Source organism: Flavihumibacter cheonanensis (assembly GCF_022352215.1).
GTDB classification, from domain to species: Bacteria; Bacteroidota; Bacteroidia; order Chitinophagales; family Chitinophagaceae; genus Flavihumibacter; species Flavihumibacter cheonanensis.
Map to the genome: position 1 here is coordinate 1,608,804 of NZ_JAKRWF010000001.1, position 19,050 is coordinate 1,627,853.

The following is a 19,050-nucleotide window of genomic DNA, read 5'->3' on the forward strand; positions in this document are numbered from 1 at the left end:
CCGGAGAAAACTAGCGATTTATGACGTATTCTGCTGTAGAAATTTAACGAAATACTGGTCTGCACAATAAAATCAGTATTCCGGGGTTATAATAAATACTAAAAATCCGTATATGAAAAGTTTCCGTACCCTGCTGATCGCAGCGATCCGGCATGTCCTGCTGGTATGGGGAATCGCCCTCGCCTGCCTCACCTATTTTTCCAACAAACCCGCTGATCAACGGTTGGGCTGGTATATTGCCGCCGCCGCTCTGATTCTGTTCCACGCTGTGGTGCGGGTTCGACAAACCAGACTACAGGCCCGTTTAGCGGCTTCCTAACAAGGGCTGCAAATACTTCCAAATGCTGTTGGCCACCATTTGGTGGCCTTCTGCTGTTGGATGTATACCATCTGCCAGGTTTAACGATCGTTCACCGGCCACCCCGTTCAGCAAAAATGGTATGAGCGTAGCATTATTAGCCTTCGCTAGGTCGGGGAAAATGGATTGAAAATCTTTTGCATATTCCGGGCCCATATTCGGTGGCACCATCATTCCTGCCACCACCAGTTTTACTTCCGGATTAGCGGCTTTCACTTTGTCCAGTATGCCCTGTAGATTTTTCCTGGTTTCTGCTACCGGTATGCCCCTGAGGCCGTCATTTGCCCCCAGTTCCAGAACAAACACATCTGGCTTTTGCTGAAGAATCCAGTCGATCCGGGTCAATCCCCCGGCTGATGTTTCGCCGCTCAGTCCGGCATTGATTACTTCATACCCAAGGTTCAAAGAGTCAATTTTTACCTGGGTCAAGGCAGGAAAAGCCTCTTCCGGATCCAATCCATAACCTGCTGTCAGACTATTCCCAAAAAAGACCAGTTTCTTATCCGCAAGCTTTTTTTGGGTTGCAGCTCCTTCCTGTTTTGCTTCTTTTTTTTGCTCCCCACCACCACAGGCCATCCATCCCGATGCCAGCAGGATTAATCCCAATATTCTCAACCTTGACATATTTACCTTGTTATTCGCCATATAAAACAGTTATTTTACCAAATGAGTTTGACATCACCCCCCATTCTGGAAGCAGTTGGTCTTTCCAAAACCTATCCTTCTGCCAACCAACAACTCCAGGTGCTACAAGATATTAGTTTTTCCATTCAACCCAGCGAAACGGTCGCTATTGTTGGCCCATCCGGCTCCGGCAAAACCACCCTGTTGGGCCTTTGTGCAGGGCTAGACCGGGCCAGTTCCGGGCATGTGGCACTCAATGGCATCAAGCTACAGGACCAGTCAGAAGATGCGCTGGCCGGTATCCGCAATAAATACATCGGTTTTGTTTTTCAGAATTTTCAACTCCTGCCCACCCTTACCGCACTGGAAAATGTGATGGTACCCATGGAATTGAAAAAGGAAAAGGATATCCGGTCGCGCGCACTGGAACTACTGGACCAGGTGGGACTTGCCTCCCGCACCCACCATTACCCTTCCCAGCTTTCCGGAGGTGAACAACAGCGGGTTTCCATTGCCAGGGCATTTGCCAACCAGCCGAAAATCCTGTTTGCAGATGAACCTACCGGCAACCTCGATGCTGAAACTTCCGAAAAAGTAGAGTCTCTGCTATTCAATCTAAATAAAGCAGCAGGTACCACCCTGGTCATGGTGACTCATGACCTCGAGCTGGCTGCCAAAACCGGAAGGATTATCAAACTCAAAGGCGGCAAATTGATTTCAGACGAAAGCAACAGGGAGGTAGTTAGACCATGAATTCTGCCTGGATTTTTCAAATGGCCTGGCGCGATAGCCGCCGAAACCGCTCAAGGTTACTGCTCTTCATTTCCTCCATCATTCTGGGCATTGCAGCATTGGTGGCGATTTACGGTTTAGGGTATACGTTAGAACGCGATATCGATTCACAAGCGAAAACATTGATTGGCGCCGATCTTGCACTGGATGCCAACCAACCGCCCGATGCAACCGTTCAGCAATTGATTGATTCACTCGGAAAAACCGGCACTGCCGCTTCCGAAAACAATTTTGCCTCCATGATTTATTTCACCAAATCAGGAGGTACCCGTCTCGCACAGGTTCGCGCCGTTAGTGCAGGCTTTCCATTTTACGGCGCTATCGAAACCCGGCCAGCCAATGCCTACCAACGTTTTACCAGGCAGGAAGGTGCAATGGTAGAAAGAACCCTGCTGCTTCAATTCAATGCCCAACCGGGAGATTCCATCCGGGTTGGTGAAAAGACCTTCCTGATCCTGGGAGAAATAGTACAATCACCCGGTAAAACCGGCTTCTCAGCTGCAGTGGCTCCTGCTGTATGGATACCGAAGCAGGACCTGGAAGCTACCGGCCTTCTCCAAAAAGGCAGCCGGATCAATTACCTCTACTATTTTAAGTTCAATTCCGATAAAGTAGCGGAAGATGTACTTCCCCGCATCGAGACAAGGCTGGAAGATGCCGGCTGGGATATTGAAACCGTTGAGAGCCGCAAACGCAATACCGGCAGGGCTTTCGAGGATCTGAATGAATTTCTGAAACTGGTGAGTTTTATTGCCTTACTGCTAGGCTGCATTGGCGTTGCCAGTGCTATTCATATTTATGTGAAAGAAAAAATCAGTTCGATTGCCATCCTCAAGTGCATGGGTGCCACCAATCGCCAGGCCTTCCTGATTTTTTTGGTGCAAATGCTGGTGATCGGTTTTATAGGAAGCATCCTGGGTGCAATCCTGGGTACCCTTATTCAATTCCTGCTTCCTGCTGTGTTCAAAGATTTTTTGCCAATCGAAATTTCGATGCAGGTTTCCTGGAAAGCAATCGGGCAAGGTATATTGGTTGGACTCCTGGTATCGCTTCTCTTTGCTCTCTGGCCTTTATTGAGTGTTCGGAAAGTATCGCCGCTGAATACCCTTCGAGTAACGGCTACGCATAACCGCTGGTGGCAGGATCCCTGGCGTTTACTGGTAAGCGTTGGTGTGCTGGTTTTCATTTTTGGCTTCAGCTGGCTGCAAATCGGAACAGCCGGAGCCGCTGCCGGCTTCACCCTGGGAGTGATTTTGTCATTTCTTTTATTGTCCGGAGCTGCCTGGTTGCTGATATACGGAATCAGACGTTTTTTTCCAGGTCGGCTTGCTTATGTATGGCGACAAGGATTCGCGAACCTGTTCAGACCCAATAACCAGACTGTGATTCTGGTAGTGGCTATCGGATTAGGCTCCAGTTTTATTGCCCTCCTTTTTTATATCCAGGAAGTACTGACTGGCAAGGTTCAGATGGCTGCCAGCGAAAATCAGCCCAACCTGGTAGTTTTTGATATACAGCCGTCCCAGAAAGATTCGCTTTTCCAGCTCACCCGGGAATTCAAACTGCCCGTAATCCAGGATGTACCGATTATCACTATGCGCCTGTCAGAAATCAAAGGATACAGTGCAGCAGATCTGAAAGCCGATACTACCATCGACATTCCAAGAAGAGCATTTGACGGCGAAATCCGGGCCACCTACCGCGATACCCTCACCGAAGCTGAAACGATTGTGGAAGGAAAATTGCAGGACTCAGCAAGAGCTGCAGATGATATCCTTATTTCTATCGAGGAAGGTTATGCGAAAAGATTAAAAGTAACACTTGGGGATGAATTAGTTTTCAATGTGCAGGGAGCCCCGATCCGTACCAAAGTAGGCAGCCTTCGCCAAGTCGACTGGAACCGGGTACAAACGAATTTCAGAGTCATCTTTCCGAAAGGAGTGCTGGAGCAGGCGCCCAAGTTTCATGTACTGGTAACCCGGGTACCGTCTGCCGATTATTCAGCCAGGTACCAGCGTGCCCTGGTCGAAAACTTTCCAACTGTATCAGTAATCGATCTCAATCTCATTCTGACAGTAGTGGATGATATACTGGATAAAATCCGGTTCGTCATTCAATTTATCGGGGGATTCAGTATTGTGACCGGCATCATTGTGCTGATTGCATCCATCCTGATCAGTAAATACCAGCGCATGCAGGAAACGGTTTTACTCAGAACACTGGGAGCAACCAGCAAACAGGTATTTGCGATCACTGCCCTGGAGTATTTTTTCCTAGGAGCTCTGGCCGCTTTCACCGGCATTGTGCTGGCTCTGATTGGAGCGGCCTTGCTGGCGCGATTTAGTTTCGATACTGTCTTTATTCCTCCACTGGTGCCAACCTTGCTGATTTTTGTTGCCATCACCGGATTAACTGTATTGATCGGGCTATTAAACAGCAGAAGTGTTTTGAAAGCGCCCCCTCTTTCAATTCTGAATAGTGGAAGCTAGGCAGCCCGCTTTGTAGTATCTTGCAGAAAAACCGACGCATGTCGAAGGAAGTTATCGTAATCAAACTGGGAACTGCCGTGATCAGCAAGGCCGATGGAACCATAGATACTGCTATTATTAAAAAAGTGGCGGGAGAAATTGCAGCATTGAGCAAGCGTTATAATATCGTTCTGGTTTCCAGCGGTGCCGTTGGAAGTGGTAAGAAATACCTGAAAGCTTACAAAGGCAGTTTACTGGAAAGAAAGGCTGCTGCTGCTGTGGGCAACCCGATCCTCATACAACTCTATCACAAGTATTTTCAACAGCATTCCATCAATGTTGCACAGGCGCTTTGTGAACGCGTTCACTTTTCCAATCGCGTACAATTCCTGCAATTAAAACAAACCTTCACTACTTTTTGGGAGAATAATATCGTACCAATTGTAAATGAAAACGACCTGGTTAGCAATGTGGAGATAAAATTTTCTGATAACGATGAACTGGCCACACTTATCGCGATTGGCTTTGATGCCAGTCACCTGATCTTGTGCACCTCTACTGGTGGCGTATTAGACGATCAGAAAAAAATCATCCCATTGGTGGAAAAAGTTGACGGATCAGTTATGAAGTTTATCACCAAAGATAAAAGCGGTCTGGGCTTAGGCGGTATGTTATCCAAACTAACGTTTACCCGTCTGGCTGCATCTCTTGGCATTGAGGTAACGATTGGAGGCTTGAAAGGCAAGCAGCCACTTCAAGATGCACTCGCCAGAAAAAATGGAACCAGTTTCCTGGCAAAAAAATCCAATCTGCGGGCCCGACAGAAATGGCTGGCAAGCGGATCGATTACACTAGGCAAAATAACGGTAGATAAAGGAGCTGCCAAAGCATTGATGAACCGGAAAAGCTTACTCACCCTTGGCATCACTAAAGTGGAAGGGAAATTTGTGGAAGGAGAAGTCATTCAATTGATGGAAGAGGATAACACAATTTTAGGCGTAGCCAAAGCGAAACTGGATGCAGCCGCCATGGAAACACATCGTGCCAGCAAAAATATAATTGCAGCACATGCGGATGACATTGTACTATTCAACGACTAATCATGATCAACATAACCAACTCACTGCAAAAAACCCATAAAGCAGCCAGAACACTACAAACGCTTTCCAATTCAGCCATTCAAAAGCTGCTACTGGATCTAGCAAAAGCATTGGAAGAAAAACAATCCGCCTTACTCAAAGCCAATGCAAGCGATCTTTCCCGTCAGCCAACAGACAATCCGCGGAACGACCGGCTGTTGTTGAATGAACAGCGAATCAAAAACATTGCCGCGAGTATGCGAAAAGTAGCTAAACTGCCCGATCCAACCGGCCGGATCCTGGAAGAACGAACCCTCTACAATGGGATCCATCTAAAAAAAATCGCGGTTCCATTGGGAGTGGTTGGTGCGATCTATGAATCCCGTCCGAATGTCACCTTTGATATTGCAGCGCTCTGCATTCGTAGCCGGAATGCAGCGGTATTAAAAGGAAGCAGTGAAGCTGTGGAAACCAATGCAGCGGCCGTTAAAATCATCCATTCCGTTTTAAAAGCACACGGACTACCTACAGCGCTTGTGAATTTATTGCCACCCGACCGGGAAGTAGTGCAGCAACTTTTTGAAGCTACCAACTACCTGGATGTGCTGATTCCCCGTGGCTCGGATCAGCTGATTCAATATGTTCGCCAGCATAGCCGTGTTCCGGTAATTGAAACCGGTGCCGGCGTTTGTCATGTGTACGTCGAGAAAAAAGCGAATCTTAAAAAAGCGGTGGATATCATTGTTAACGCAAAGACTTCCCGGCCATCCGTTTGTAATGCTGCCGATGCTATCCTGCTCGATAAAGCTATTGCGCCAGCAGTACTGAAAGAATTGCAGGCACCCTTCAGTGCTTTTGAAGTGGAAATTTTTGCTGACCCTTCAGCTTATAAACTATTAAAGGGGTATCCATTCCTGCGTAAAGCAAGCAAAGCAGATTTCGGCAGGGAATTCCTCAGTTTGAAATGTGCTATTAAAATTGTGGATGGAATAGATGAAGCGCTGGAACATATTGATACCTATTCCACCAAACATTCGGAAGCTATTGTTTCGGAAGACAAAAAACAATGTGCGCGCTTTATTCGCGAAGTAGATGCTGCAGCCGTCTATTCCAATGCCTCCACCCGTTTTACAGATGGCGAAGAATTTGGCCTTGGAGCAGAGATTGGAATCTCTACACAAAAATTACATGCCCGCGGTCCCTTTGCCTTGGAGAAACTGGTTACGGAGAAATGGATTTTGGAAGGTAATGGACAGATACGAAAATAAAATTCAAAGCACCAGCTCTTCAAAAAGTTTTTGCAGCGCCATACCGGGATCTTCACAAAATCCCGGATGTACTTTTGAACTTTGTAGTATCGTACTTCTGGTAGCAGTCAACCAGCGAAAGCGGCTGGCTTGATCCAATTGTGCAATTTGACCTCCATATTTACTACCATTGCAGATCCTTTCGAAGGATTCCAGGTACTGTTTTAATTCTTCAATATCAAGCGCTGCAAACAGTGCTTTTAACCGCGGCTCATCCAGATGAAATTTACATTGCAGAAACCGGGCTTCTTTGCTATACAAAACAACCCCTATATTGCAGAATTCCTCCCGCTCCACTCTGGGTACCACCCGCAAAACCGCGTATTCAAATAAGCGCTTTCCTTGCATCAATCGCCTGGTTTAAAAAGATGGATGAATGAGTAAAACGATTCCACAAAAAGGTTTTATAAACAGTCCGTTGTTCATCAAAGCTCAGTTGGTAATCTGTAAATAACCAGGTATCCGGTATGAGTTCAACAATAGCATCAAGCACGGATTTATTAATCTTTTTTCTTGCCCATTGGTCTGCTGCCTCCAATTCACTGGCAAACGGCAGAAGCACATGATCTTTGATCGCAGCAAAAGGTTTCAAACTGTGCGCTTCCCAATCGTCCCAGCTGTGGTGGAAATACAAACAGGCTCCATGATCAATTACCCACAAGTCCTTGTACCACATCAGCATATTGGTATTCCTGCAGGTACGATCAACATTGGTCAGGAAGGCATCCATCCAAACAATCCTGGAAGCGGTTTGTGGATCTGGTTGGATAACATTCGGATCATAGGTGATAGAACCGGATAAGTAATGAACCCCGATATTCAATCCAACGCTGGCTTTTAGCAGATCCTGAATCTCTTCATCGGGTTCTGTTCTTCCAAATGCCTCATCGATGTTTGCATATACCAGCTCCGGTACTTTCAGTTCCAATAGTTTGGCAATCATTCCACCAATTAATTCCGCAATCAATGCTTTTGTTCCCTGCCCGGCTCCCCTGAATTTCAACACGTATAAAAAACCATCATCTCCCTCTGCAATTGCAGGCAAGGATCCTCCTTCACGCAAGGGTGTAACGTAACGGGTAACCGCTATTGTTCGCATTTCATATGGATTGCTGCCTGTCATACTGCTCAAAAATACCCGCTATTTTTTATAATTGGACCAGTTGATCATGAGCACACTCAGCAGTATGGTGATTAGGCCAAGCACTTGCCAGCCACTTACTGTTTCATGGGCAAAAATCACTCCCAGCAATACTGCGATAACCGGGTTAACATACGCATAGGTGCCCGCCTGTGCAGCCGGACGAACAGACAGCAAATAGATATAACTCATAAAAGCGATCACTGAACCAGGAATGGTTAAATACAATAAGGACAGCCATCCGCCGGTACTTACCTGGCTCCATTCGAAACCATTCCACTCGCCAGTGAGAAAACTTGGAAATAGTGAAAACAATCCGGCTGAGAATAACTGAATTCCTGCGCTGGTGGCAACATCTACTTGAACCGCTTTATATTTCACATACAAGGATCCGATCGTCCAGGCTATACAACCGAGCAAAATCACCCCGATCCCGATTACCTGCATCCAGCCTTTTTCTGCCTGCAAGCCATTTCTTACGCCCGCTCCGAATAAAAAGAGTATGCCTATAAAACCGAGTATAACACCCATGATCACCCGCTTATCGCCAAAATAGTAAGGCCATTGTTTCCGATCCAGTAAAACAAACCAGATGGGCAGGGAGGCTACCAGGATGGCAGCTAATCCTGAACCCAGGTATTGCTGCGACCATAAAACCGAACCACTACCACCAACCAGCATCAGTATACCACCGACACTGTTTACGATTATGGCTCTTTTCCCGGGCATAGGTTTTTTACTAAAAAAAGACCACGCAAGCAGGATTAGTCCCGCTATTGCGAAGCGCATCGAACCCATCAGGTAAGGTGGAATAGTTGCCAACCCAAACTGTGCAGCGAGGTAGGTAGAACCCCATATAAGGTAAACAGCCGCAAATGCTAAAATTACTTTTACAGGCAATGGAATGAATTAAAGCGTAATGATACTACATTTTAACAATTAACTTATCCACAGCTATACACATGTCTAATTGATTGATTACAATGAAAATACATAAGTTATACAGGAGTCTTTTATTACGCATCGTAGTTTCCCTTCGTACTTAAACCTTGCAATGCAGGAAGCTGTGCATTATTTTTGCACCATCTTATTTGATCAGGCACCCGGACAATTGAAAAACCTAAACTCGTCCGCCCCCCGGTTTCCTGATTAATTCATCCAATCTTCCTGTGATTTTCCAGTTCTGATTATTATTATCCATAAGCCTGGGTCGGCATTGTTCATCTTTAATGTACCCGTATGTTAAGATCTCAATCGCTGAAACTCATTTTGGTTCTTTTTTTGTTCGTGTTCATCAGTGCATCCGCCCGCAATTCCATGCGTTCGCGAAATGTACAGGCAGAAGCAGCAACCCGCAGCTTAAGCGCTTTCAATGTTTTTGTACCAGAAACCTATTCTTATCATTATGGACTGCAACTGTACATTAGCAAGTATAATAAAATGCAGTCGGAGCTTTTCACTAAAATTCAAAAAACAGAAAAAGCAAAGCTCAAATTAATTGATAAGATTTTTACATCTTATAAACTACCCGGAGAATTAAAATACCTTGCCATTGTTGAATCGGAAATGAAAAGTTCCGCTACATCAAGAGTTGGAGCGCTTGGTGTTTGGCAGCTAATGCCATCAACTGCAATGGATCTTGGCCTTCGTGTTGATTCAATAGTTGACGAACGTTTACACCTGCAGAAAAGCACAAAAGCAGCTGCCCTATATCTGCGCGATTTATACAGAACCTTTAACGACTGGTCACTCGCTATTGCTGCTTACAACTGCGGCCCCGGCCCCGTTTTTAAAGCCATTAAAAAAGCCGGCTCTAATAACTATTGGGATCTTCAACAATACCTCCCGAAAGAAACAAGACATCATGTCAAAAAACTGATGGCTACCCAGGTATTTTTTGAAGGTAAATCAACCTTAGCGGACTACTATGATGGTACCCTTGCGAGTAAATAATTCACCGGTATCGCAGATGAATTCAGCAAAATAAACATAAGTTCCTGCTGCTGCGGGGTTGCCGGTAATGGTACCATCCCATCCCGCCTGTCGTTCACCGATCTGGAAATTTTCTCGCTCAAAGATTACATCACCTAAACGGCTGTAAATCCGAAGGCTTTTAACCTCCCGGATTCCCTTACCCATCAGGTTAAACCGGTCGTTTTTACCATCGTTATTGGGAGTGAAGGCATTGGGAATGGAAACGTTCTCAGCACATTCCAGCCGGAACCCTACGGCATCAGTAGCTACACAACCATATTGGTTCTGTACAGTAATCGTGATTGGGGCATTATCTCTCGGAAATGCAAGTGGCTCCGGACAGGTGGCGCAACTTACAAACCAGCGGGGCGACCAATTATAACTAACCACATCAGCACTATAGGTTGGTTTTAACTGTACCTGCTCACCGGTTGCAAGGCGGATATCATTACCAGCTTCTACAGTTGGTAGTTCCCTTACCAAGACCAATACTTCAGCAGTATCTGTGAAGCAATTGTAAGCATCATATCCAACTACTCTATAACGAGTATCCGTAACCGGACTTGCAATTGGATTCGGACTGGTGGATGAATTCAAGCCTTCTCCACTTATCCATTGATAACTGGAGGCACCACTTACCGGAAGGTTAACAGAAAATCCCCGACAAACAGCTGTATCGGCTGCGACCTGCAACTGTATCGGCTGTGCTACTGTAACAGTAGTTGAATCCATACTTACACATCCAAACTGATTTATTACAGTAGCATGATAGCTCGCACTTACGGTAGGCGATATAAATGGATTAGGAATGTTGAGGTTGGCTATCCCTTGAGCAGGTTTCCATTGGTACTGAACCCCATCCCGTACAGACAACTGCACACTATTACCCAAACACAAAACGGGATCCTTTGGTGTTAGTCCGGGTACCGGATTCGGATGCACCGTTAAATTCCAGTTGACAATATCACGGCAACCATTATGCGCAACAATCAATTGAACAGGATAATTGCCTGCCCTTTCATACCGAATGATTCCGGGTGTGGGTTGCGATGCTATCGCTCCATTTCCAAGTGACCATAACCATTCCAGATCCCCTTCCCTGTCGGCACTACCGGTAAAGGTAACGTCCGCATTTTCGCATACTGCCTGCGGACCTGCAATTGAGGCCTGTGTCACCCTGTTGACTTTGATATCCACTTCAGAGTTGGCTATGCAGCCAAAAGGCGAAACGATTTCAATTGTTGCGATATATTCTCCGGGTCGATTTAAATAAAAAGAAGGTTTTTCGGTATTGCTGCTCTGACCATTTCCAGATTGCCAGCGGTAGGTTAACGGTAATCCAAGTTCTGTTGCTGCGAGGCTGATGGTTGTCGGATCCAACTGAACAAATCCGGAATCACATACCAGGGCTGGCTCCGCTTTTGCGGTTGTTTTAAGCTGATCAATAATTATTTTATCATCAATCCGGGATGTTCCGGCACAACCGGATGAATCTTTCATAATGAGAGCAGGCTGATAAATACCCGGACTTAAATACCTATGCACGGCGAATGTATCGGTGGTTTGCAGGAGTGTACCATCACCAAAATCCCAGGTAAAAGAACTGGCATTTCTTACAACGGCACTCAGTTGAACAGAAAGATCCTGGCATCCGAAAATGGTATCGGCAGATAAAATCGCATAAGGCCCTTTGATCTCAATAGGTACTTTTAGTGAGTCTACTGAATTATTAAATCCGTATGCATACAAGGTTACCGTATAAACGCCCGGCAACTCATAGGTACTGGATACATTGTTCTGATTACCGGCACTTCTGCCATTCCCGAAATCCCAGCGTATATATTGGTAGTTGTCGGAGGTATTGATAAAGCTGGCTACTACAGGTGGACAACTATTGTTATTAATATAGGAGGTAGTATAGGTAAATCCGGCGGAAACGTCTTTTACGACAACTACTTTGTAGGCTGTATCACGGCAACCGGTTATCAGGTCGCGCGCGATCATTCGTACGGTATCATTGGTAACACGGGGGTAATATTTGCTGACAAATGCCCCCTGGTTGATAGAACCATCCTGGAAGCGCCACCGATAATCCATCGGATTGTATGGATACAAATTGGAGGTACTGAAAAAGCTTACGGTGTTTTGAGGAATTACCCGCTGCGGACTGAAATCAAAACTTGCTTTCGGGCCATACACCAGCACCTGTTTCGCATACTCACCCGTAACATGAAAGCAACCCTCTGCATCCGTAACTTTCAGGCGTGCATAATAAGGTTGGGGATTTTCATAGAGATGTTTAACCGGATCCGCATTGTTACGGGTAATTGACTGACCATCACCTAACGTCCATTCCCATTTCACAATTGGAACATTGTTTTGCCCAACAGATCGATCTACCAACTGAACCGAATCTTTGAAACAATAAAAATCCTTCGCCATTTCAAAGTCAGCAATGGGGCCTTTTATCACCAGTGGCAATAAATTGGTGGTATCATAACATCCGAAGAAATGCGATTGAAGGATCATTTTGATTCCTTTTTTAGCCGGATCCAGGTTGCGATACCTGGCACTGTAAACAGTAGTCCAGTTAGGAACCAGTTGCTCACTAAATCCCTCCAGGCGGCTGCCATCCTGGTATTGTCCTTCCACAATCAGGTAGTGCGAACTATTACTCCAGGTAGATGGCCGGGGGTTGCCTTCCAATCCGTCTATTTTAATATCAATTGCGTCGTTGGAACAAAGTTCTTTGGTAACTGAACTCAAAACCGGCTGCTGTTTCAATAGCACCGCTGTTTCCACTGAATCACTCACCGTACAACTGCCATTGGTGATCGTAAGCCGTACTTTATATGCACCCGTTTTTGTATAGGTATGACGGATTGATTCCTGGCCGGATGTCCATTGAACCGGTGCCGAACCATCTCCAAAATCCCAGGTATAGGTTTCAGCATCCCGGCTATTTTGATAGAGGGTAACTTCTCCTCTTGTATTCTCACAACTATTGGTGAAAAAGCTGATATCAGGGAAACCCTTTTTAATTTCGATGTAATTTTCTTTCCGAATGGTATCTGCACAGTTTCCATTGACAGCAATTAATTGAATAGAATAAATACCTTCCGTTTGAAACTGGTGAATGGCATTGCTTCCATTAAACGAAGTTGGACCCCAGTCTCCACCAAAATCCCAGATATAACGGGTAACGGTACCCGTAGTCAAGTTTTCAAATTCTACCGGTGAATTTCCGCAGATAATTAACGTGTCGGTAGTAAAATCAGCTGTTGGTTGCCGGTTGATCAGAACTTGAATGGTTTCAGTTCCTTTGCAACCCGATTTAGTAGTGAAGTTCAGTTTTACAGTGAACACTCCTTCTTTGGTAAAGGTATGAGTTGGTTCCGCATCCGTAGAACTGCCACCATCGCCGAAATCCCATGCATATGTATCAATTTCCTCTGATGAATTAGTACCAAATTTATTTGTCAGATTGATACAACCTGACAAGGCACCGGATAACAGATTTATTGAAACACTAGGTTTGTAAATATCAATATACCGTTGAACCGTTGACACACACCCCGAGGCATTTTCAACCTGCAAGCCGATCAGGTAGGAGCGATTGCTTGTAAAAGTATACGACCCTTCTTTTGTTGTTGAAAATGAATTACCATTGTCCACTGCCCATCTCCATTTAACAGCAGTTGCAGAAGTGTCTTTGAAACGTACTGTTGCCGGAGCTCCGCAGGCAGAACCAAAATCCACCACAAAACCTTGTAAATCGGGACCGGTTTTCACTTCCACCTCTTTGGTTACCGTTTGGGAACAGGCTCCAAAATTGGCTGTCATGGACAGTTTCCGTGTACCGGACTGATTGAATACAAACTGTACAGGTGAATTTCCTGTTGAATAGGCAGCGCTTCCATCATCTGCTGACCAGCTTACATAATCAGGAGTTGGACTGCTCGTATTCTGTAATTCAATCACGCTACTGTTACATATCAGATCCGGAAGTTTAAAATCGGCTGTGAAGTCTGCAACCCGGATCGTAACGGGAGCACTGGTAGCTGAACATCCCAGCTCATTTTTTACCGTCAACTGTGCTTTAAATTGTCCCTTTTTGCCGTAGGTATGGGTCGGAGATCCGGTAGTTGAGCCAGCCCCATCTCCAAAATCCCAGCTATAGGTAAGCGTACCCGGACCGTTGCTTGTATTGATGAATGAAACCGGATCCGACTCTTTACAAACAGACGCTTCAGGCACATTAAATGCGGCAGAAATGGGTTCCAGAATTTCAACAAGGGCCGTTTTTTCAAGCGTACGAAAACAACCAAAACTATTCGTTACAGTAAGACTAACAGAAGCTTTCTGTGCCGACTGGTAAGTATGGGTTACTTTTTGAAGAGTTGCTCCCTGCTGCAAACCACCATCTCCAAAATCCCAGAAATAACTGGTAATCGTACCATCTCCGGCTGTGGAATTACTGGTTAGCTCAACAGGGAACGGAGCACAACCTTTTAGAACATTTGCTTCAAAATTAACTTCGGGCTTTTTGTATACGGTCAATTCCAATGTTTTGGTGGAAGTCTGGTTTCCGTCACGGGCAGTCAGTGTTACCGTATAAATTTTTTCTTCATTGTACGTGGCACCTGGATTTTTCAGTGTGGAACTGTTCCCATTTCCAAAGGTCCAGGAATAGGTGGTGGATGAAGTAGTACCGGTGGAGGTATTGGTAAAACCAACGGCATGAGGTGCACATCCTCCTGGTTTATCAATGGTAAAATCCGCCTTTAACTGACTGTATGCCGGAAGCTTGAAAAGAATCAGCAAAAATGCCAATCCTATAACAATAGGAAGTTTAGGTCGCGGGGAATCCATGCAAGTTAGTTCTGGGGCAGGTTTACTGCAATATAACCTGATAGAGCAAGAAAGACAAGCGCTTATACAGGTTATTTTTTCATTATTTTGCCCAATGGATTATTTCAGGCAACTGGCCCTGGCACTAAAACAGGAATGGCAGGAAGACAAGCTAAACTTTGATGAACAGGTTCGCCGCAGTTCTGTTCAGGATCGAAGAGCCAACGGATACAGCTGGTATCCTGTGGCCATAAGAGATACCGAATTGGGTAAAGGAGATTACCTTACCGTGCAGTTTGAACGCACCACACATACCGAAATCTCCCATTTATTCCGTTTTGGGGGAGCTGCTACCCTCTTCTCTCAACACCATCCAGATTCCAACCGGCTGGAAGGCATTATTACACATGTTTCGGGTAATACACTGAAAATCAATTTTCGCACCGAAGAACTTCCCGATTGGGCAGATGATGGTAAACTGGGTATTGACCTGGCATTTGACGATAACAGCTACGAGGAAATGCGAAAAGCACTTCAGCTGGCAGATTCCTTAAAAGACAAAAAGGAAGAAGGCAGACTGATCCGGATTCTGACAGGAGAAGAAACTCCCGCCTGGAGAAGAGAACCATCCAGTTTCACCAGTGCTGCGCTGAATGAAAGCCAGCAGGCGGCTGTACGGAAGATTATAGATGCCCAGGACCTGGCCATTGTTCATGGTCCGCCTGGCACTGGCAAAACCACTACCCTGATTGAAGCCATTAAAACACTCTGCCAAACTGAAAAGGGCCCGCTGCTGGTGGTTGCGCCCAGCAATGCAGCGGTTGATCTGTTAAGCGAGAAAGCTGCAGATGCCGGATGCTCTGTTCTTCGAATAGGCAATCCCGTTAGAGTATCAGAAAAATTGCAGGCACTGACACTGGATGAAAAACTGTCAATTCATCCCCGCATGAAAGAAATCCGGCGAATGAAAAAACAGGCGGATGAATACCGAACCATGGCGCATAAGTATAAACGGAGTTTCGGCAAAGTAGAATGGGAACAACGAAAAGCATTATTTAAAGAAGCCCGGGCCATCATGAAGGAAGTGGATAACACCATGGAATACATGACCCGCGATATCATTGAAAAATCCCAGGTGATAACAGCCACGCTGGTTGGTGCCGCTCATTACACCATCACCGACCTTCGGTATGCTGCAGTAATAATGGATGAAGCTACTCAGGCACTGGAACCCGCAGCCTGGATTCCAATACTGAAAACCAGAAAACTGGTTCTGGCAGGGGATCATCAGCAACTGGCACCAACCGTAAAAAGCCAGGGAGCGGCAGCAGCCGGACTCGCCACGTCACTCTTTGAAAAACTGGTACAGCGGTTGCCCGAGACCGTTACCATGTTAACAACTCAATACCGGATGAATGCCGGTATCATGGAATTCTCAAACCGGAAATTTTATGAAGGTAAATTGTTGGCGGATGCGCTTGTGGCAAACCATACCATATTTCCGGCCGATGCTCCTTTTCTTTTTATTGATACAGCCGGTTGCGGTTTTGAAGAGAAACAGGTAGGCACCAGTACCAGCAACCCGGAAGAGGCAACCTTCCTGGTAAACTATTTCACCCGGTACTGGAAGGAAGTAACGGATGCCGGCATACCTGCCAAAGACCTCAGTATCGGGATCATTGCGCCTTATAAAGAACAATTGGAAGCCATCCGGCAGGCAGTTGAAAATGCAGGTTCAGTTCCTTTTATTCAGCAACTATCCATCAATACCGTGGATAGCTTCCAAGGGCAGGAACGCGATATTATCCTCATCAGTATGACCCGCTCCAATCCAGACAGCCGGATTGGGTTTCTTTCTGAAATACGACGCATGAATGTGGCTATGACAAGAGCAAAGAAAAAGCTGGTCATCATTGGCGATAGCAGCACCCTCGCCCAACATGCCTTTTACAGCGAACTTATTGAACTGGCTGAACAACGTTATGCCTACCAAAGTGCCTGGGAGTATATGTAACCCTTATTGCTGCGCGAATACCTTTTTTAATAATTCGGTAACGCGTGCAGCAGGATCCTTCCGGATTTTCTGCTCCTCCAACGCCAGTTCATGAAAAATACCTGCAATCGCTTTCTCGGTTACGTAGGCCGTTAAGTCGGTATTGACGGGTGTACGGGAAACTTTATTGTAAGCAGAAAACACATCGTTCCAGTATTTGGTAGCATCCACCTGCTTCAAAGAGGATTCAATAACAGGGCGAAAGGCTTCCGTTAAGGCCAGATTGGTTTTCTCTTTAAAATAATTCGTAGCCGCAAAATCCCCACCTTTTAAAATACCGACTGCATCGTTAATAGTCATTTGCTGGATAGCATTTTTAAAAATGGGAAGAGCAGATTTGGATGCTTCCTCCGCCCCCCTGTTCATGGACTGGATGGCTTTATCTACAACAGAACCCAAACCGATACTCCGCAAGGTAGATTCCACTTTCTGTGCTTCGGGCGGCATCAGGATTTTCAATGCAGCATTGGAGAAAAATCCATTTACTGCACTAAGGCGACTGGTACTATTGGCTGCGCCAACGCTTAAAGCTTCTTTTAATCCGGCAGCAATCTGGGTCGTATTGGTTTCATTACCAGTAGGCAATCCACTCAAAATCTGTTGAGTGCTTTCACACCCTGCTCCTACTACCCATACCATAAATGCTGCCAGTACTATCTTTTTCATTTTGTTGGATTTTAATTGAAAGCAATACTAAGAAGAATGATGGAAATGGCCGCGATAATGGTATTCAGCACATTCACCCAGTCGTTGTTTAACAACCCTTTGCGCTGCAAGGCTGCACCAAAGAAAGAATCAGCAAGATTACCCAGGAATCCGGCCAGCACAATCCCCGCAAACTGCCAGCCAAATGAATGCATAAACCCATAAACCAGGGCAATTAGCACAGTTCCCAGAAGACCGAAAACAAATCCTTCCAAACTCACTACGCCATCCGCTCCCCGTTGATCTGCCTTCCAGGTCAGGCAATTGAAAAAACGACGTCCATACAGGGTTCCAAGTTCTGAGGAAAGCGTATCAGAACAGGCAGCAGCGAGTACTGCGACTATTATTAGCAACCCTTCCTCCATCCATACCGGAAACATGAGCGCAAGTACAGCCCCCAGACCCGCTATTCCTCCATTTGCCCAAACCTGGCTGGCGGAACGATCTGCTTTTGTATGTTGAACTTCGGTTATCCATTGCCGTTTAACTTTCTTTTTCCAGCGTGTTGCTCCTGCGCCGCAGATAAAAAACAGCGCCAAGGACAGTACGCCAGTCACTCCTGTTCCCAGCCAGATCAGCCAGGCAAGTAATGCACCCGAAGCAGCTGCCGGTTTATTCAGCAAACGGGCTTTTACTGTTAGTCCTGACAACAGGATAAACAGTAATAAAAAAAGGAGATTAGTAATCCAATCCATTTATAGCATTGCTTTCCAGTAATGCAGCCAGTCGAGCATACGACTCGTATACCCATATTCGTTATCAAACCAGGCAATAAGTTTTACTTGTTTGCCAACCACAGATGTGAGACTTCCATCAATAATCAGCGAATGCGTATTTCCCTTAATATCAGCCGAAACCAGTTCATCCTCTGTGTAATCTAACACCGATGCATAATTGCTTTCAGCGGCTTTTTTGAAGATGGCATTTACCTGCTCCCTGCTCACTTCTTCCTTCATTTGAAGTGTAACATCTGTCAATGCCCCATTGGTAACCGGCACACGGATCGACATGGCTGCCAGTTGACCTTTCAAAGGAAACAGTCTGTCCAGCGATTTTACCAGGTCAATTTCTACCGGGATGATGGATTCAGCCGCTGCACGCCCCCGCCTGAACTGCGGATGCGCGGTATCCACCAGCTCCTGTCGGGAAGTGTAGGAATGCAGAATATTAAAGTGTGCGGATTCTATTCCAATGGACTGCATCAGGTACAGGATATGCGTACTGCAATTGGTCATACATCCACCTGGAGAAACGATATCAACACTGGCATCCAGTTGGTGCTGATTGAAACCAAAAATCAGTAAGGGAATATCTTCTGAACCGGTGGTTGACAGCAATACTTTTCTTGCTCCGGCTTTCAGGTGTTTTTCTGCTCCGTCCCTGCTGCTAAATCGTCCTGAACATTCCAGTACCATATCAATGCCCAAGCCTTTCCAGTCAAGCCGCAGAGGATCTTCTTCCTGGAATGCTTGAATCTTTTTGCCGTCAACAGTTATCAATCCATCTTCCCTACTGATTGCCTTATGCAACGGCCCATACAGAGAATCGTATTTCAACAGGTATACCAGGTTCACCACCGGCATCACATCGTTTACCGCTACCAGCTCAATACCTTCCTGGTTCAGCAGGCGCCGGAACAACAACCGGCCAATCCTGCCCATTCCATTGATCGCAACTCTCATAAGGGCAATTTTGGGC

At 45.8% G+C, this 19,050-nt stretch carries 15 protein-coding genes; 7 read left to right on the forward strand and 8 right to left on the reverse strand.

Features of this window, described 5'->3' with window-relative positions:
• Nucleotides 1–112 precede the first annotated feature (112 nt).
• Nucleotides 113–319, forward strand: coding sequence for a hypothetical protein (locus tag MD536_RS07115; RefSeq protein ID WP_239597112.1), 207 nt, complete (start codon nucleotides 113–115; stop codon nucleotides 317–319).
• Here MD536_RS07115 and MD536_RS07120 read toward each other — a convergent pair.
• The gene (locus MD536_RS07120) at nucleotides 305–1,003 is read right to left on the reverse strand and encodes an arylesterase (protein WP_239597114.1); all 699 of its coding nucleotides are present in this window, start codon (nucleotides 1,001–1,003) and stop codon (nucleotides 305–307) included. The genes MD536_RS07115 and MD536_RS07120 overlap by 15 nt on opposite strands.
• A gap of 21 nt (nucleotides 1,004–1,024) precedes the next feature.
• On the opposite strand from MD536_RS07120, the gene MD536_RS07125 reads away from it, so the two are divergent.
• The 4 genes from MD536_RS07125 to MD536_RS07140 are packed head-to-tail and all read left to right on the forward strand — an operon-like array spanning nucleotide 1,025 to nucleotide 6,589.
• Nucleotides 1,025–1,735, forward strand: a complete 711-nt coding sequence (locus tag MD536_RS07125; RefSeq protein ID WP_239597115.1) for an ABC transporter ATP-binding protein — start codon at nucleotides 1,025–1,027, stop codon at nucleotides 1,733–1,735.
• Nucleotides 1,732–4,263: an ABC transporter permease gene (locus tag MD536_RS07130; protein ID WP_239597117.1), complete on the forward strand. Its 2,532-nt coding sequence runs from the start codon at nucleotides 1,732–1,734 to the stop codon at nucleotides 4,261–4,263. The genes MD536_RS07125 and MD536_RS07130 overlap by 4 nt, the downstream gene beginning before the upstream one ends.
• Before the next feature lie 38 nt (nucleotides 4,264–4,301).
• On the forward strand, nucleotides 4,302–5,342 hold the full coding sequence (gene proB, locus MD536_RS07135; RefSeq protein ID WP_239597119.1) for a glutamate 5-kinase: 1,041 nt from the start codon (nucleotides 4,302–4,304) through the stop codon (nucleotides 5,340–5,342).
• A gap of 2 nt (nucleotides 5,343–5,344) precedes the next feature.
• On the forward strand, nucleotides 5,345–6,589 hold the full coding sequence (locus MD536_RS07140) for a glutamate-5-semialdehyde dehydrogenase (protein WP_239597120.1): 1,245 nt from the start codon (nucleotides 5,345–5,347) through the stop codon (nucleotides 6,587–6,589).
• Between the two features lie 3 nt (nucleotides 6,590–6,592).
• On the opposite strand, the gene MD536_RS07145 is transcribed toward MD536_RS07140, so the two are convergent.
• From MD536_RS07145 to MD536_RS07155, 3 genes are read right to left on the reverse strand one after another with little or no spacing between them, the layout of a single operon-like run.
• Complete coding sequence (locus tag MD536_RS07145; RefSeq protein ID WP_239597122.1) at nucleotides 6,593–6,976, reverse strand: DUF3037 domain-containing protein; 384 nt, start codon at nucleotides 6,974–6,976, stop codon at nucleotides 6,593–6,595.
• Nucleotides 6,954–7,727, reverse strand: a complete 774-nt coding sequence (locus MD536_RS07150; RefSeq protein ID WP_239597123.1) for a HipA family kinase — start codon at nucleotides 7,725–7,727, stop codon at nucleotides 6,954–6,956. Before MD536_RS07150 ends, MD536_RS07145 begins: the two co-directional genes overlap by 23 nt.
• Before the next feature lie 42 nt (nucleotides 7,728–7,769).
• The gene (locus MD536_RS07155; RefSeq protein WP_239597125.1) at nucleotides 7,770–8,669 is read right to left on the reverse strand and encodes an EamA family transporter; all 900 of its coding nucleotides are present in this window, start codon (nucleotides 8,667–8,669) and stop codon (nucleotides 7,770–7,772) included.
• Between the two features lie 339 nt (nucleotides 8,670–9,008).
• Between MD536_RS07155 and MD536_RS07160 the strand changes: the two genes are divergently transcribed.
• Complete coding sequence (locus MD536_RS07160; RefSeq protein WP_239597126.1) at nucleotides 9,009–9,722, forward strand: lytic transglycosylase domain-containing protein; 714 nt, start codon at nucleotides 9,009–9,011, stop codon at nucleotides 9,720–9,722.
• Here the strand turns inward: MD536_RS07160 and MD536_RS07165 are convergent.
• Entirely contained in the window at nucleotides 9,684–14,615 is a 4,932-nt protein-coding gene (locus tag MD536_RS07165) for a PKD domain-containing protein (protein WP_239597128.1), read from the reverse strand. The genes MD536_RS07160 and MD536_RS07165 overlap by 39 nt on opposite strands.
• A gap of 94 nt (nucleotides 14,616–14,709) precedes the next feature.
• Here MD536_RS07165 and MD536_RS07170 point away from each other — a divergent pair, with 94 nt between their 5' ends.
• Entirely contained in the window at nucleotides 14,710–16,608 is a 1,899-nt protein-coding gene (locus tag MD536_RS07170; RefSeq protein WP_239597130.1) for an AAA domain-containing protein, read from the forward strand.
• Nucleotides 16,609–16,611: 3 nt separating this feature from the next.
• On the opposite strand, the gene MD536_RS07175 is transcribed toward MD536_RS07170, so the two are convergent.
• Genes MD536_RS07175 through MD536_RS07185 form a run of 3 tightly spaced genes read right to left on the reverse strand, consistent with a single transcriptional unit; the run spans nucleotide 16,612 to nucleotide 19,034 of the window.
• Entirely contained in the window at nucleotides 16,612–17,313 is a 702-nt protein-coding gene (locus MD536_RS07175; protein WP_239597131.1) for a DUF4197 domain-containing protein, read from the reverse strand.
• Nucleotides 17,314–17,324: 11 nt separating this feature from the next.
• Nucleotides 17,325–18,047, reverse strand: a complete 723-nt coding sequence (locus MD536_RS07180) for a DUF92 domain-containing protein (protein WP_239597132.1) — start codon at nucleotides 18,045–18,047, stop codon at nucleotides 17,325–17,327.
• Nucleotides 18,048–19,034, reverse strand: a complete 987-nt coding sequence (locus tag MD536_RS07185; RefSeq protein WP_239597135.1) for a type I glyceraldehyde-3-phosphate dehydrogenase — start codon at nucleotides 19,032–19,034, stop codon at nucleotides 18,048–18,050.
• Between the last annotated feature and the right edge of the window lie 16 nt (nucleotides 19,035–19,050).